General features: G+C 65.4%; 13 protein-coding genes. 8 read left to right on the forward strand and 5 right to left on the reverse strand.

Features of this window, described 5'->3' with window-relative positions:
* Positions 1-423: cation:proton antiporter (locus VF557_02300; protein HEX8079021.1), on the reverse strand; the 423-nt coding region annotated here is incomplete at its 3' end.
* A gap of 460 nt (positions 424-883) precedes the next feature.
* Here VF557_02300 and VF557_02305 point away from each other — a divergent pair.
* The 7 genes from VF557_02305 (at position 884) to VF557_02335 (ending at position 8,134) form a co-directional block, all read left to right on the forward strand.
* Positions 884-2,212, forward strand: a complete 1,329-nt coding sequence (locus VF557_02305) for an AarF/UbiB family protein (protein HEX8079022.1) — start codon at positions 884-886, stop codon at positions 2,210-2,212.
* Between the two features lie 19 nt (positions 2,213-2,231).
* Positions 2,232-2,858 (forward strand): carboxymuconolactone decarboxylase family protein, encoded by a 627-nt coding sequence (locus VF557_02310; GenBank protein HEX8079023.1) that lies wholly within the window; start codon positions 2,232-2,234, stop codon positions 2,856-2,858.
* A 50-nt stretch (positions 2,859-2,908) separates the two neighbouring features.
* Positions 2,909-3,745: an SDR family NAD(P)-dependent oxidoreductase gene (locus VF557_02315; GenBank protein ID HEX8079024.1), complete on the forward strand. Its 837-nt coding sequence runs from the start codon at positions 2,909-2,911 to the stop codon at positions 3,743-3,745.
* A gap of 172 nt (positions 3,746-3,917) precedes the next feature.
* Positions 3,918-5,171 (forward strand): styrene monooxygenase/indole monooxygenase family protein, encoded by a 1,254-nt coding sequence (locus VF557_02320; protein HEX8079025.1) that lies wholly within the window; start codon positions 3,918-3,920, stop codon positions 5,169-5,171.
* A gap of 57 nt (positions 5,172-5,228) precedes the next feature.
* A complete protein-coding gene (locus VF557_02325; GenBank protein ID HEX8079026.1) occupies positions 5,229-5,870 on the forward strand; it encodes a winged helix-turn-helix transcriptional regulator in 642 nt (213 codons plus the stop codon).
* A gap of 215 nt (positions 5,871-6,085) precedes the next feature.
* The gene (locus tag VF557_02330; GenBank protein ID HEX8079027.1) at positions 6,086-7,531 is read left to right on the forward strand and encodes an MFS transporter; all 1,446 of its coding nucleotides are present in this window, start codon (positions 6,086-6,088) and stop codon (positions 7,529-7,531) included.
* A gap of 180 nt (positions 7,532-7,711) precedes the next feature.
* Entirely contained in the window at positions 7,712-8,134 is a 423-nt protein-coding gene (locus VF557_02335) for an SgcJ/EcaC family oxidoreductase (protein HEX8079028.1), read from the forward strand.
* Between the two features lie 837 nt (positions 8,135-8,971).
* On the opposite strand, the gene asnB is transcribed toward VF557_02335, so the two are convergent.
* From asnB to VF557_02350, 3 genes are read right to left on the reverse strand one after another with little or no spacing between them, the layout of a single operon-like run.
* Positions 8,972-10,807, reverse strand: a complete 1,836-nt coding sequence (gene asnB, locus VF557_02340) for an asparagine synthase (glutamine-hydrolyzing) (protein HEX8079029.1) — start codon at positions 10,805-10,807, stop codon at positions 8,972-8,974.
* A 52-nt stretch (positions 10,808-10,859) separates the two neighbouring features.
* Entirely contained in the window at positions 10,860-12,392 is a 1,533-nt protein-coding gene (locus VF557_02345) for a GMC family oxidoreductase N-terminal domain-containing protein (GenBank protein HEX8079030.1), read from the reverse strand.
* A gap of 21 nt (positions 12,393-12,413) precedes the next feature.
* Positions 12,414-13,250 (reverse strand): SAM-dependent methyltransferase, encoded by an 837-nt coding sequence (locus tag VF557_02350; protein ID HEX8079031.1) that lies wholly within the window; start codon positions 13,248-13,250, stop codon positions 12,414-12,416.
* A 236-nt stretch (positions 13,251-13,486) separates the two neighbouring features.
* On the opposite strand from VF557_02350, the gene VF557_02355 reads away from it, so the two are divergent.
* Positions 13,487-15,031, forward strand: a complete 1,545-nt coding sequence (locus VF557_02355; protein ID HEX8079032.1) for a GMC family oxidoreductase N-terminal domain-containing protein — start codon at positions 13,487-13,489, stop codon at positions 15,029-15,031.
* Between the two features lie 76 nt (positions 15,032-15,107).
* On the opposite strand, the gene VF557_02360 is transcribed toward VF557_02355, so the two are convergent.
* A complete protein-coding gene (locus VF557_02360; protein ID HEX8079033.1) occupies positions 15,108-16,364 on the reverse strand; it encodes a cytochrome P450 in 1,257 nt (418 codons plus the stop codon).
* Positions 16,365-16,400 lie beyond the last annotated feature (36 nt).

The raw sequence follows: 16,400 nt of genomic DNA on the forward strand, positions 1-16,400 counted from the left end.
CGGCAGCAGGAAGCCCAGCCCCACACCTAGGCCCAGTGGTATCAGCAGCCCGCCCAGGCTGACTCGGACCGCGGTGGCGCCGCGTCGGCGGATCAGGCCCAGGTCGACGTGCATCCCCGACAGCCCGACCAGCAGCAGCACCCCGACCTGGGCCACCGCGTTGATCATGTTCGCCTGCGGCGCGCTGGCCGGGAACAGCCAGTCCCACAGTTCCGGCGTCAGGTGCCCGAGCAGGGACGGCCCGATCAGCACCCCGGTCAGCAGCTCACCCACCACTGCCGGCATCCCGAACCGGACGGCCAGCCGCCCCAGGATCACCGCCAGGCCGAGCAGCACGCCGACCTGGATCAGAAAGACCAGCAGATCATGACCGGCCGGCTGCGGAAGCGGCGAGAACCCGGCGGCGAGCGCGGTCGGGCTCATACCGCACCCGGCCGGTCAATCGAGGCCATGATAAGGAACGGCCTGCCGAGCACGAGTACGAGCGCAAGCGGAACGATTATGGCAAGGCTGACCATCGGCATGGCCACGCTTGTATACACGTTGTGACTCCTTGAAGGACGGGACAGGTGCCCCGAGACAGGTGAGCCGGTCAGCAGCATCGCTCGTTGCCAGCCGAGATATGCGGCCCTTGGTAAAGCTCAGCACCGGAGCGATCCCGAGCTCAGGGGCAGGGAATCCCGTGGTGAGATAGGGGATCCTTCAACTGCCAGCCGCATGTGGATCACCGGACAGCGGGCTCCAGTGTGGTGCCGCGGCTGGTGCCCCGATTCTTTGATCGTGCGGTTGCGAAGCAAGCTCAGAGTAGTTACTTGCTCACTCCTAGAAGACGATTCCTGGGACGACGGGTGCGACGGACCACGCTGGTTCAGGAGGATCACCCTTGGCTATCGCATCCGTGGGGGTGACAGGCTTGGCCAAAGCATCGGCTGGATTTCTCACCGAACTGCCTGGCACGGTCATTCGAGCCGCGCGAGTCGCGAGCGTCTCGCTCGGCTACGCCGTGGTCTTCGGGGCCGCCACGCTGGGGGCGCGGCTGCGAAGGCGGCGGTGGGCTGGCGAGGGCGAGCACCTCGCGTCGTTGTTCATCTCGCTCGGGCCGTCCTACATCAAGATCGGCCAGTTGCTCAGCACCCGGCGCGATCTTCTTCCAGAGCGCGTGTGCACGGCACTCGGCCGGCTGACGGATGCGCCGCCGCCACCTCGACGTGCCCGCCTGGAGGGTTTACTCCGGCGGGCGTACCGGGGACAGGAGTGGCCGTTCGTCGAGTTCGACTGGACGCCGGTGGCCACCGGTAGCATCGCGACGATCCACCGCGCGGTCACCCGCGACGGTCAGCAGGTCGCGGTGAAAGTGCGCAGGCCGGGCATCGACCGGGTAATGCGGCGGGACTACCAGCTGACGGCCGCGGCCATGAGCGCCGCCGAACGGCTGCCATGGCTGCGGTCGATGCCCATGAAGCTGATGCACGCGCAGGTCGGCGGCGCCATCCTGCGCCAATTGGACCTCATGGCAGAGTGCCAAGCGCTCGACGACCTGCGCGCGAACCTGACGGAATTCTCCTGGATCCGGATTCCGGCACCGCTGCCCGAGCTCTGCTCGGAGGACGTGCTGGTGATGGAATACGTGGAGGGGCTGGTCCGGGCCGCGCCGGAGTCACTCTCGGAGAATGTGCGCAATGTGGCCGCGCGCCGGGTGATGTTGACGGTCTACGAGATGCTCTTCGTCGACGGGCTGGTCCACTGCGACCTGCACCCGGGAAACCTTTACATCAACGACGACGGTTCCGTGGTGATCCTCGACGCCGGCTTTCTGATCCAGCTTCCCGAGCCGGTGCGCGCCTCCTTCTCTGACTTCTTCATCAACCTGGCCATGGGTAATGGCCCCCTCTGCGCCGAGATCATCATCGAGAGTGCGGCGGGCACCGCGGACGGCTGCGACCTCAGCGGATTCCGCGCGGACCTGACCGAGCTCGTCAGGGAGGCAACCGGGGTTCGCTCGATTGAATTCAACTTGGCCACGTTCGCTGGGCGGCTGTTCAATCTCCAGCGGCGGTTCGGTATCTACCCGGCGCCCGAGTTCGCGTTCCCACTGCTGTCACTTCTGGTGGTCGAGGGAATCGTGCAGAGCCTCGATCCCAAACTCGACTTCCAGGCGGAGGCGATGCCCGTGCTCCGCCGCAGGAACATGCCACGCACTTCGGTTGGTTAATGAGAGGAATGGTGTACAGATGGATATGACCTCAGGGGTCCGCGTTCCGTTGGTCGACGAAGCGGACGCGACAGGTTATCTGGCAGAACTCTATGAGCGCGCCAAAGAGGTCACCGCGCTGAGCTTCGTCCCCGACATGTTCCGGCTTGTCTCGACGCGGCCGAAACTCCTTGAGACGATGCTCGCTGGATACGATGGCGTCTTCAACCACGGCAAGCTGCCACGCCAGACCCGGGAGTTGATCTCTGCCTGGACGTCGAAGGTGAACGAGTGCCCGTATTGTGTCGGCACGCACAGCTACTTCTTGCAAGTCTTCGGTGGAAGCCCCGAACTGGCCCAGGCAATCGAAGCAGCGGACTCGCCCGACGACCTTCCGGTGGACGAGCCGACCCGGGTGTTATTGCACCTGGTGACCAAGCTCAGCCGCAGCGCCTACCGGATCACCGACAAGGACTGGCAGGTGGCTCTGGACGCCGGCTGGACCGCCGACGATCTGCTTGAGGCCTTCTTCTGCGCGGCGCTGTTCAACTTCATCACCCGTCTGGTGGACGGTCTCGGGCTCGGGGCGTCGGTGGCCAGGAGCCGGATCTCCCAGCTGGAGCCGTCCGAGGCCTCCGACCCAGCCGTCACCACCTCACACAGTTGAGGCCGGCGATGAATCCGTCCCGAGCGGTTCTCATCACCGGTATCTCCTCGATGGGAGGGCTCGGGTCAGGTACTGGTAGGGCTCTGGCGCTCCGGCTGCACCGTGCTGGATGGCCGGTCTACGCGAGCGGCCGGAGCCTGGAGGGTCTCAAGGACCTCGCGGAGTGTGGCATCAGCACCCTGCGCGTCGACGTGACAGACGAAGAGTCGATGATCGCGGCGGTAGCTCGAATCACCGCCGAGCACGGCGCGGTCGGCGTGCTGGTCAACAATGCCGCCTACAGCCTCAACGGCACGATCGAGCAGACCCCCATCGATGAGGTCCGACACCAGTTCGAGACGAACGTTTTCGGCCTGTCCCGTATGACGCAACTGGTTCTGCCGGGTATGCGGCAGCAGGGATCGGGCCGCATCGTCATCATGTCGTCGATCTTCGGGCTCTTCGCAACTCCAGGGCGCGGCTATTACCAGGCGACCAAGCACGCGCTTGAGGCGATCGGCGACTCACTCCGGCAGGAGGTGCGCCGCTTCGGGATCGAGGTCGTGATTATCGAGCCCTCGCCGATCCTCGGCGCATTCGTCCCCACCACCGTGGGCGAGCTCGGACTCGCTCCAGGGTCTACCGTCGACGATCCGTACGGCGATTTCTGGGAGCGTTTCGTCGAGTGGCACGGCGCCTATCGGGAGGTCGACCATCCGAAGGGTCGCGGCCGGCTGTCGCTGCGCTCAGACGCCGTCGCTGCCCTTGTCGAGGAGGCGGTCACTGCCAGCCGTCCGCGGATCCGCTACCGACTCGGCGTGCCGGTGCGGTTGCTGCGTCCCCAGCGCGTGATCTTCGGCGATCGTGCCTGGGAGAAATTCCTCCGCACGTTCTTTCCGACGCCGTAGGCGCCGCACCTCGGCATCGGCGAACTCCTGTTCGCTTCATCCCCTTTTTCTGGCAATGCAGAAGAAGGTTGCGGCTGCGGGAAAAGAAGACTTGCAGCAAATATGAACGTCCAACGGAAAAGATCATCACGTTACTTCAAGAGGGAGTGCCTCAATGCCTAGAATTCTTATCGTGGGCGCCGGGCAGGCTGGGCTGCAATTGGCGCTCGGGCTGCAACATCACGGATATGACGTGACTGTCGTGTCGGCGCGCACGGCCGATGAAATCGAAAACGGTAACGTCATGTCGTCGCAGTTCCAGTTCGATAGCACGCTCCAATTCGAGCGCGATCTCGGAATCTACTTCTGGGACGGTCAGCCCCCATACACCCCGAACACCACCTTTTCGTTGGGCGGCGACGGACCCACCCCGATTCTCGAGTGGGGCAGCCCGCTGAAGAAGCCCGGCGCCGACATCGACCAGCGGGTCAAGATGTCACGATGGCTCCGGTTGTTCGAAGAGAATGGTGGCGAACTGATCATCACCAACGCGACCATCGCCGATCTCGACACCTGGTCGAGCGTCTACGATCTCGTGGTCGTCGCCGCCGGCAAGGGCGCACTGGCCGAGGTCTTCGAGCGCGACGCGGCCCGTTCGCCTTTCACGACCCCACAGCGAATGCTCTCGGTCGTGTACGTCAATGGCTACCAGCCCGATCCCAGCGGCCCAGGGGAGCACTCGGTCGATTTCCACCTGTTGCCGGGACGGGGCGAGATGATTGTGATGCCGGCGCTTACCGTCTCCGGGCCCTGCCACGTCCTGTTCTTCGAGGCCATCCCAGGCGGGCCGTTGGACGTTTTCAGCGACGTCAGCTCGCCCCAGCAACATCTCGAGCGTTTCGTCGAAGTGCTCGAGCAGCACGTGCCGTGGGTGCGCGAGCGCTATACCAAGTTGGAGCTCACCGACCAGGGCGGAACGCTACGGGGCGGGTTTGCCCCCGCCGTACGGCACCCCGTCGCGACACTGCCCTCTGGCGGCCGCGTGCTGGGTATGGGGGACGTCGTCGTGACCAACGACCCCATCACGGGTCAGGGCTCGAATCTGGCCGCCAAGTGTGCGGCCGTCTATCTCGACCGCATCCTGCAGCACGGGGATCGGCCGTTCGACAGCACCTTCATGGAAGGCGCCTTCGAGGCGTTCTGGACGCTGCACGGGCGTGCGACCACACAGTGGACGAACATGATGCTCCTGCCGCCCCCTCCGCACGTGCTTGAAATTCTGGGAGCCGCGAGTCAGATCCCGGCAATCGGCAATCGCTACATCGAGTCTTTCGACGACCCTAACGACTTCGACGAGTGGTTCATGGACCCTGACAAAGCCGCCGCGTATCTTGCAGCAGTCACCGGCGCGCCAGTCGGGTCAGGTAGCGGCAGCCGGATCAGTTAACTGAAAAAGTAACCGATAGCGAACGCGCCAAACCGGCGGAGGAGATATCGTAACAACATGAGCACGAAGCGCAGCTACAAGGAGGGGTGTTCGGTCTCCCATGCCCTAGATCTGGTAGGGGAGCGTTGGGCCCTGTTGGTGGTACGCGAGCTCCTCCTTGGGCCGAAGCGTTTCAGCGACCTGCAGGACGCGCTCAGTGGAGCAAGCTCGAACATCCTTTCGATCCGACTCCATGATCTTGAAGCGATCGGTGTGTTGCGCAAGTACCGTGCGGATGCCCCGGTGAGCCGGCTGGTGTATGAGCTGACCGACTGGGGCCACTCCCTTGAGCCCGTTCTGTTCGCGTTGGGCAACTGGGCGACGAAGTCGCCCTACTGGGACCCGCAGGCGCCTTCTACCGTGGACTCGCTGGTCCTGGCGCTGCGGGCCCGGGCACAGTTTCTCTTCGCCGCCGGCGCACCGGTCGCTGGCATCTGCGACATGCGGGTAGACGACTACCGCTTGTTCACTCTGCGCTTCAGCGAGGCTGGATTGGTCGTCACCCGTCCCGCCGGCTCCGATCCCGACGCCGTCGTCGAGATCGACGCCCGCACCCTCAAGATGCTGATAAATGGTGACGAGACGCTCGACGACGCCGTGGACGAGGGCCGTGTCAAGCTCGGCGGCGACGAGCGTCTGATCAGATCCTTGATCAAATAGTGACGTCCGCAGGTCAGTCCTGACTGGTGCGGAAGTGTCGAATCCACTTAATTCTGTCCACCAAACCGTGTTTCTCTGTCCATGTGAGCAAGGTTGCGCATGTACCTTGCTAGCCCTACGCTCCGGTGGAGAAAGTGAACCAGCTACTTCAAAAATCGAGTGGTAGATGGCCGTCACCACCACCGCTGAGCCTCTAGAAGGAGTGAGCACACAGCATGCAATCCGCCACCACCGAGGCAGTCACACCTCATAAGGGCTGGACGCTGGCCCTTGCCTCAGTGGGCGTCTTCATGGCCGCCCTGGACGCCCTCGTCGTGACCACCGCACTGCCGGTGCTGCGCACCAGCCTCAACGCGAGTCTCGGCGACCTCACGTGGACCATCAACGCCTACGTCCTGACTTTCGCGTGCTTCCTGCTGTCCGCGGCCGCACTGGCCGACCGCTTCGGACGGGTTCGGCTGTTCGCAGTGGGCCTCATCATCTTCGCGGCGGCGTCGGCGGTGGCGGCGCTTTCGCCCAACGTCGGCGTGCTGATCGCGGCCCGAGCCATTGAAGGCCTGGGCGCCGCCATCATCATGCCCGTATCCCTCACGCTCATCAGCGATGCCTTCCCGGTCGAGAAGCGGGGCGCGGCCATCGGCATGTGGGGCGCGGTCTCGGGCGTCGCGGTCGCGATCGGGCCGGTCTTCGGCGGCGCGGTCGTCAACGGACTCAACTGGCACTGGATCTTCTGGGTCAACGTCCCCATCGGCTTGATAGCCGCGGCGCTCTCGCTTTCGCGGTTGACGGAGAGTTACGGGCCGCGGCAGCCTCTGGACTTCTACGGGCTGGCTTTGGCGTGTGTCGGCTTGTTCATCCTTGTGTGGGGACTGGTGCAGGTCAGCAGCGAAGGTTGGGGGAGCGCGCAGGTCATCACCGCGCTGGTCGTCGGCACGATTATCGTGGCGGTGTTCCTGGTAGTCGAAGGGCGTATACGCGCGCCGATGGTGCGCCTCGATCTGTTCCGTAACAAGGCTTTCAACGCAGCAAGCTGGGTCACCTTCTTCATGTACGCGCCGCTGTTCGGCGCTCTGTTCTTGATGTCGCAGTTCTTCCAATCCGGGCTCGGCGACACCCCGCTCGAGGCGGGCCTGCACCTGCTCGCATGGACGGGCGTGTCGATGTTCATCGCCCCGGTCGTCGGCCCGATGGCCGACAAGTACGGCAACCGTCCGTTCATGGCCCTGGGTATGGCCCTGCAGGCTCTCGGGTTCGGATGGGTGGCCTTGGTCGCCGAGCCCGGTATGGGCTTCAGCCAGCTACTCGGCCCGTTGCTGGTTGCCGGTGTGGGCATCGGGATCGTGTTCCCGACCGTCGCCAACGGGGTGATGACTTCGGTGGGTCCCGATGAGATCGGCATCGCCTCGGGTACCAGCGCGACGCTGCGCGAGGTTGGCGCAGTCTTCGGCGTAGCATTGACCGCGAGCGTCTTCGCTCACCCGAGCAACTACACGTCCCAAGAGACCTTCATCAGCAACTTCAGCGATTCACTATGGTTGTTAGCAGCATTCTCGGCAGTAGGCATCCTTGTGTCCCTGGCCTACCCGAGTCGCAGCTCTCTCACCCCAGCCCCCGCCCCGCTCGTGCAGCACGGGGATGCGGCTGTTCGGTTAGGCAAATAACTGATTCACGAAGAATGGAGACGATGCCTGCACCCTCCTAATGCCGGCGATGCGAATCCTTCTTCGTAGATCGCTGGCACCACCCGGATCCCAGTCAACGCATCAGTGAGTCGCGATCGGCTCTCCTCGAGCCGGCGCAGCGGCTAGCTGTAGCATCCGAACGAAACCGAGGTATGAATCATGACTACCACCGAAGCTCAGAACCAAGACGAGGCAGCCGTCCAGGCCGTCGTCAAGGGCGTCCATAACGCCTGGACCGCGGGCGACCCGGACGCGTTCGTCGCCGAGTATGCCGAAAATGCCAGTGCGGTGCTGCCCGGCTCATACATGAAGTCGCGTGCGGACATCCAGGGCACCATGGGATTCTTGTTCAACGGACCCTTGAAGGGCACCCAGGCGACCGACAAGGTTCTGGACACCCGATTCCTCAACGATGACACGGCAATCGTCATCACCGAGACCGGGGTTCTGATTCCGGGAGAGAGCACGGCTCCGCCTGAGCGGACCGTGTTCGCGACCTGGGTGCTCGCCAAGAATGATGGCAAGTGGCAGATCGCGGCCTACTGCAACAGCCCCACGGTCGGCCCCGGAGCCAACCAGTAATCGCTGATTAGCACGCCGTGCCCCGCCCAGTTCCCCTGGGCGGGGCACGGCGCTTTAGTGCTTCTTTGATAATCCGGCCGCCGCCAGCCAGGTCAGCGCGCATCGGCTGACATTGCGGTGGTTGGGCCCGGCCGGCACTGCAAGCGTTCTACGTGGCCGACGGATTCGCTGGTGCTGGAGACGCCGAGGCCCGGCGCGGTGACTCGTTCTCCTGCTCCAGCTGGCGAGTTCGCTCGGCTTGGTTCTGTCGCCCACCCTGCGCCCGGCCCGGACGCCGTCTCGATCGCTGTGCCAAGGCGTAAGGAGACCGTCGACCAGGCTGTGAGGACTCGTGCCGAAGCACGGCCGGCTCGACCGGTCAGCTCCACGGTCAGCGGTCATGCCCTGTCAGAAAAAGGCAATCCCAGCAATCGGGTCAGCGCTGCGGCCTGGTTCCTCGACGGGGCTCGAGCAGCAGGGCACGCGTGCAGCAGGGCGCCGCTCCGACCGCTGCGCCGGCGCACCACCGCTGGATCGCCGTCACCACCTCGGGCGTGGACGCCGCCTGGCCCAAGCTCGACCACATCAGGGATCCGACCACGATCTGCCGGGCACCGCTTGCCAGCGGCCAGCGCCATCGGGCTCCGCACACGCACCGCCGGCCGGCTGGTCGCGGCTTGCGCCGCGGGAGCCGCGATGCCATCGTGCTGTCCACCAGATGGTCCTTCATATATCGGTAATGAGTCACAGCCGCCGGCCGGACCAGCTGGACAAGATCCGAAGACGGCTATCGCGGGTCTCGCTGACGAGACCCGCGATAGCCAGTGCGGTCGCAATCGGAGATTGCGCCGATCGGTTCTACGGAAGCTGGATTTCTGGGCGGTAGATATCCAGCCACAAGCCGAGGTCGAGGGTCCGCTCCAGGCCCAACCGCGTCAGCCGGTCCATCGAAGCGGGCTCGATTGCGGTCGCGGTCTGTAGCCAGCCGCGGTCCATCAGCTCGAATACTCCGTGGTTTCCACGCGCCAACAGTTCCTTGCCCTGGTGCTGCAGCTGCTGGTTGTAGTAGGGGTCCTGAATCGACGGATATGGGCTCTTGGGCCGCCAAGCAACCGATTCCGGAAGCATCTCCTTGACCGCCCCACGAAGCAGGCTCTTCTCCCTGCCGTCGAATGTCTTCATCGACCAAGGCGCGTTGTAGACGTACTCCATGAGCCGGTGATCGCAGAACGGCACTCGGACCTCCAGCCCCAGCGCCATGCTCATCCGGTCCTTGCGCTCGAGCAGGTATCGCATGAAGCGAGTGAGGTGCAGGTAGACCATGATTCGCATGCGGTACTCGAAGTCGTCCTCGGAGTCCAGTCGCTGGACCTCCCCGACGGCGCTGTCGTACCGGTCCAACCGGTACTCCTCAAGCTTCAGCTGCGACAGCAGCTGCGGGTTCACCCCGGTGGAGTCCTTGTCGAACGGGCCCACGTTGACAGCGATCCATGGGAACGCGCGTGCCTGCTGGATCGCGGGGACGTGCATGTGCCGGTACCCGCCGAACAGCTCGTCCGCCGCCTCGCCGGATAGGGCGACGGTCGACTTCTCGCGAATCGCCTTGAAGAGCAGGTACAGCGAGAAGTCCATGTCGCCAGCCCCGATCGGGGCGTCCCGCGCGATGACCGCGGCCCTGCGGATGTCTGGGTCCGCCATCGCCCTCGGATCGAGCACGATGTCGGTGTGATCTGAGCCGACGTGCTTGACGACATCGTGGATGAACGGCGCGTCCGAAGCGTCGCGCAGCTCGTCCGGCCTGAAATTCTCAGCCTGGCCCGTGAAGTCGACCGAGAACGTCGGCACCGGCTCGTCACCGAGATGGGCCGCGGCCAGCGTGGTGAGCGCCCCGGAGTCGAGTCCGCCGGACAGCAGCAGGCAGCGCGGCACGTCGGCGACGAGTTGCCTGCGCACGATGTCGCCCAGGAGCTCGCGGACATGTCCGACTGTGGTGTCCACATCGTCGGTGTGCGGCCGGCTCTCCAGCCGCCAGTAGGTGCGCTGGCGCAAGCCTGCGGCATCGACTGTGACCACCGTGCCGGGCTCGACCTGATGGATGTCCGCCCAGGTCGCGTGTCCCGGCGTGAAGGCGTACGCGAACACCTCGCGCAGTCCGTCCATGTCCACCGTGCGCTTGGCGAGCGGGTTGGCAAGGATGGCCTTCTGCTCCGAGCCGAAGAGCACGCCGTCGGGCGTCCGGTGAAAGAAGAGCGGCTTGACCCCCATCCGGTCGCGGATCATCACGAGTTTCTGGTCGCGCGCGTCCCAGATGGCGAACGCGAACATGCCGTTGAGCCGGTCGGCCAGCTCCGGCCCCCAGCGCATGTACGCGCGCAGGACCACCTCGGTGTCGCTGGAGGTCGTGAAACGCTCACCCTGCCGGGTCAGCTCCTCGCGGAGTTCCACATAGTTGTAGACCTCGCCGCTGTAGGTGAGCGTCACATCGCCTTGCTCGGTATGCACAGTCATCGGCTGCGCACCGCCGACCAGGTCAATGACGGCCAGTCTCCGGTGGCCGATGGCGGCGTGTCGATCGATCAACGTCCCGCTGTCATCGGGGCCGCGACACGCCATGGTCTCGGTCATTGCATCCAGGATCTTCTCCTCGGACCTAAGGTCGCGGTCGAACGAGATCCAGCCAGTGATTCCGCACATGTGTGCCTACCTCCTGTGGCGATTCAACGTCTGTGGTGTTGCTGATTCATGCCTAGCCACGAAGCAGTGCGGCCGCCCGTTCCCCGATCATGACGACGCTCAGATGCGTGTTGGCGCACACCATGCTCGGCATGATCGAGGCGTCCACGACATGAAGGTTCTCGACGCCATACACCGCGCAGTGCTGATCGACGACCGCCGATGGATCGCCGGCCGGCCCCATGCGCGCGGTGCCAACCGGGTTGTAGGCGCTGTCGACGGCCCTTTCGATATAGCCGCGAAGTGCTTCGTCATCGTTGATGACGCGCTCGTCAAGTCCGACCAACTGCTCGCCCTTGCTGAAGATTTTGGGTGAGCTGGCCAGATCCCAGCAGCCCCGCACGCCGTCGGCGAGCAGGCTGTAGTCGCGCTCGTCGGACAGGTATCCCAAATCGATGCGGGGAGCGGAGTACGGGTTGACCCCCGCGAGGGTGACCCGGCCGCGCGAATGCTGCCGGCGGAGCACGACCATGACGCCGAACACCGCCTTTGCCCCGGCGACTTTGCGCAGCTCGGGAAAATGGAGCGTGAGATCGAAGCGGTTGACCATGGCGAAGTACTGGTCGTTGAACCGGCTGTCGCTCGTACGGGTCACGATCTGACCGGTCGACTTGCCCTCGTTCTCATATCCCGGCTTGGGGGTCATGAACACGCCGATGCGCGGCTGGTCGGTCAACCCCGCGCCTACGCCGGCCAGGTCCGCCCGCAACGGAATGCCCAGCGCGCGCAGGTCCTCCGCAGGCCCGATCCCCGAGCGGAGCAGGATCGCCGGCGTGGCGATCGCTCCGGCCGACAGGATCACTCGCCGTGCTCGGATCTCGCTGTAGGGGCCGCCGTCGACGGACAGGACCACACCCGTCGCGCGGTCTCCCTCGAACACCACCCGGTCGATGAGGGCGTGCGGCAGGATCGTGAGGTTCTTACGGGTACTCGCCGGCCAGAGGTAGGACCCCGTTGTCGAGACGCGGGTTCGAGCATCGCGCCGGTTCGACGGTATCGGCCCGACGCCGGTCGACTCGGGATGATTGTGGTCCTCGACCCACGGGTGGCCGGCGTCGAGGCAGACGTCGAGGAAGGACTGCTGAACGTCTGTCAGCTCATTGGAGCGCCAGCGCCGCACCGGCACCGGGCCGCCGCTGCCGTGAACATCGCTTTCGCCGAAGTCCAGATCGTCCTCGAGCGAGCGGAAGACCGGGAGCACGTGTTCCCAGGACCACAGCGGGTTTCCGGCAGCCGCCCACTCGTCGTAGTCCTGCGGCGTTCCCCGGATCACCACCGTGTTGCCGACGGCCGATGAGCCGCCGGTCACCTTCCCGAGCGGGAACATCACCCGGCGGTCGCGGGTGAGCTGGGCCGTGTACCCCCAGCTGTGCTTCACAAGCGACATCGCGTTGGCGTCGAGAAGGTCGTCCGGGGTCCTCGCCTCGGTCGCATAATGCCGCCCGGCCTCGACCAGCAGCACCCGCCGGTCAGGATCTTCGCTCAGGCGGGCAGCAAGAACGGCGCCAGCGCTGCCTGCTCCCACGATGATGTCGTCATAGGTCACCAGTGCAGACATGCTCGGCCCTCAACGCTTGCGGGCAAGGCCGCACCACATAGGCAACGGCGCGGGTCCTGCGGCGTCCTGCGACGGCCGCCATAGCTGCGTCTCCACCACCCCGGGCGGCACGATGTCCATGCCGTCGAAGAACCGCTCGACCTCAGAGCGGGTGCGGCGGACCACGGAGTCGCCCGTCTGCTTGTCCATCTCCGCGAGCATCGCGTTCAGCGCCGTGTCCCCGTCGTCCTTGGCGAAGTGGGACAGGGCCAGGTAGCTACCGGACGGGACGGCGTCGAGAAGGTCGGCCACGATCTGCTCGGGCCCGTCGGCGTCATCGACGAAGTGGAGCACGCCGAACAGGATGAGCCCTACGGGCTGGGAGAAATCGAGCGTCGCCGCCGCCCTTTCAAGGATGTCTTTGGGGTTGCGGAAGTCCGCGTCGAGGAAGACGGAGTCGGGGTCGGAGTCGAGCAGGTACTGCCCGTGCGCCGCGACCGACGGCTCGTTGTCGGCGTAAACGACTCGGCAGCCGGGCGCGACCGCGCGCGCGGCCTCGTGCGTGTTTCCCATGGTGGGCAAACCGGTGGCGAGGTCGAGGAACTGTCGAATCCCGCACTCGCCCGCGAGGTATCCGACGATGCGCCCCAGGACGTCGCGGGCTGCGTGGAGATCGACCTTCACTCCCTCGACGCCGCCCGGGTCGCCCGGCCAGTTGACGAACGCGTTGTCGCCGACGGCACGGTCGGATGCGAAGTTCGCCTTCCCGCCGAGCAAGTAGTCCATGATCCGCGCGGTGTTGGGGATCATGGCGTTCACCCCGACCGGCGCCTCTTCCAGACTAGCTGTGGACGAATTATCTGGCATGCTGCAGCCTCCTTCGCGCCACGAGACCGGAGCTCGTGGCTGTGCCGGACGAGCCTGACGCCGCGGGCACAGCGGTGTTTCTCGCTCCTTGCCCCGGCGCGCGCGGCACCGGCAACGGGGGAGAAATCCCTCACGTCCGCCGTGCGACGCTTGCCCCGCGGGACTGGGAACTCGTCCCGTCTCTGGCGACGTCTCGCGTCGCCCTTTCCGCTACCGCAGATCAGCGAGGATGACGGATGACCGTTCAATACGATGACATTATCGTCGGTGCCGGGTCCGCCGGCGCCGTGCTCGCCGCGCGACTGTCCGAGGATGCGTCGCGCCGGGTGCTTCTCCTGGAGGCCGGCCCGGACTATCTGGTCCCAGACCAGACACCCGACGACATCCGCAGTGGCAACGCAATGTCCTTTCACGACCATGACTGGCAATTCAAGGCCGACATCCACGACGGGCGCCGCATACGCTTCCCGCGCGGAAAGGTGACTGGCGGCTCGTCGGCTGTCGGCGCCACGGTGGCGTTGCGCGGTATGCCAGGGGACTACGACGAGTGGGCAGCGGCCGGAAACCCGGCGTGGTCCTGGAAGGAGGTGCTGCCGTACTTCCGTCGACTGGAGAACGACCTCGATTTCGACGACGAGTACCACAGCCAGGACGGCCCGTTCCCGATCCGCCGCTGGCGCCAGGACGAACTGGTGCCAGGGCAGCTCGCCTTTGTCGAGGCCTGCCTTGAGGAAGGCTTCCCCGAGGTCAAGGACCACAACAACCCCGAGGCGACGGGGGTCGGGCCGATCCCGTCGAGCCGGCGGGATCCCCAGAACCGAGTCACCACGGCGATGGCATACCTGAACCCGACGCGGGATCGCCCCAACCTCGAGATCAGGGCCCATACCGTTGTCGACCGGATCGTCTTCGAGGGGTCGCGCGCAGTTGGCGTTACGGCTTCAGTCAACGGGGGTTCCTACGAAACGATCAGCGCGCGGCGCGTGATCCTGGCAGCCGGCGCGGTGGCATCGCCGATGATCCTCATGCGGTCCGGAATCGGCGCGACCGAGAACCTCCGCCGGCTCGGCATCGACTGCCGCGCCGACCTTCCCGGCGTCGGCGCGAACCTCGTCGACCATCAGCGGACCGGCGTGTTCCTCTCGCCGCGTCCCGGCGTCTGCGACCCGTCGGACCCATTCCTGCAGGAGATCCTGCGCACCACCGCGCCCGGCTCGGACGAAACCAACGACCTGCAGTACTACATGGTGAACCATTTCGATCTGAAGCACTTCCCTGAACTTCAGATGCTCTCCGGAACGACGATGATTCTCGGTGTCATGGTCGTCTCCCAGCGCCCGCGCAGCTCCGGCACCCTCGCACTGACCTCCACGGACCCGCTGGCTCCACCGCAGATCGAGCTGAACTTCCTGAACGACGGCGGCCGGGAGCTCGACCTGCTCGTGGAAGGCGTGCGCACCTCATGGCGGCTGGCCAACCACCCGGGGATTCGCCAGCTGGGGCAAAGTTTTGTCGTCTTGCGCGAAGCGGTGATCGACGACGACGACATGATCCGGCAGTACGTCAAGACGAGCCTGGACAGCGCCTACCACCCGGTCGGCACGGTACGGATGGGTCCGTCGGAGGACACCTCGACCGTCGTTGACGAGCGGTGCGCGGTACACGGGATCGAGTCCCTCTTCGTCTGCGACGCCTCAGTGATGCCTAACACGGTTCGGGCGAACACCAACCTGACCTCGATCATGATCGGCGAGCGCACGGCTGACTGGCTTCGCCAGTAACCGGACAACGCGAAACCGGCCGGGACGGATAATCCGTCCCGGCCGGTTTGCTATTGGCGACCGCCGTTATGTCACCTCACGACGCGGTGTGGACCGTCATCGGCAGGCCGCCGCGGATCCGCAGGGTCAGCATCGCTTCGCCGGACACCTTGTACCCGGGGACCTTGGTGAGGCGCAGGTCGCGCGCGACCGTGGCGAGCACGACGGTGGCTTCCATCATGCCGAGGTTGTTGCCGATGCAGAACCGCGGTCCCGCGCCGAACGGGATGTAGGAGTAGCGGTTCCTTCGCTCTGACGCGGCAGGGGTGAACCGCTCGGGATCGAAGCGCTCGGGCGACGTCCAGAACGCCGGGTGCCGGTGGAGCAAGTAGGGGCTGAGCAGCACGTCGCTGCCAGCGGCGATCGGGAATCCGCCGATCACGTCGTCCGCGCGGGCGATGCGTGGCAGCAGCCAGACCGGGGGATACATGCGGATGACCTCGTTGAGAACCTGGGTCGTGTACGTGAGACGGTGCAAGCTGTCGGTGGTCAGCGGACCACTTCCGAACACTGCCACGGCCTCGTCGTGCAGCCGCTCCCACACCATCGGGTGCTCGTCGAGCAGATGGAACGCCCAGCTCAGCGTGCTCGCCGTGGTCTCGTGCCCGGCGAGTAACAGCGTGACCAGCTCGTCCCGCATATGGACTCGTCCCAGGCGTTGGTCGGTCTCGCGGGCCATCGACTCGATCATCCGCGAGACGAAGTCGTCGCCGGCGGCCCCGGCCTTTGAACCGGCGGCCAACCTGTCGACGATTCGTTGGAGGTCGCGCCTGGCGCGTCGAAAGCGCGTCTGCAGGGGTAGGGGAAGCCAGAGCGGCACCTTGCCCATGGTGATCGCGTCGAACATCGCCTGGTTCTGGACAGCCTCGAACGATTCGCCGAGCGAATCGAACTCGGCGAGGTCGGCGTCGATCAGCGTTCGCCCGAGCACGCCCAGGGTGAACGCGGTCATCTCCGCGCGCATATCCACGGGCCCCTTGCCGGCCTGTGAACGGAGCCGCCTGGTAAGGCGCTCCGCCTCGTCGCTGACGGCGCCGAGCTTGCCGGCGATCCGTTTCGCCTGGAAGACCGGCTGGATGATCTTACGTTGCTTGCGCCAGAGCTCGCCTTCGCTGGTGAGCAGGCCGTCCCCGAGGGCGCGGCGGGCGTGGACCATCCCCAGGCCCTTGGTGTAATTGTCGGCGTTGTCAGCCAGCACATGCTTGGCGTGGTCGGGGTGGTTGAAGAAGTAGAGCGTCTTAGGACCCAGTGGCAGGCGGACCGCGTCACCGTACTCGGCGGCGGCCCACGCCATGACATCGAGACGGCTTCGTACCATCTTGAAGAGGAC

Source organism: Jatrophihabitans sp. (genome assembly GCA_036389035.1).
In the GTDB taxonomy this organism is placed as follows: Bacteria; Actinomycetota; Actinomycetes; order Mycobacteriales; family Jatrophihabitantaceae; genus Jatrophihabitans_A.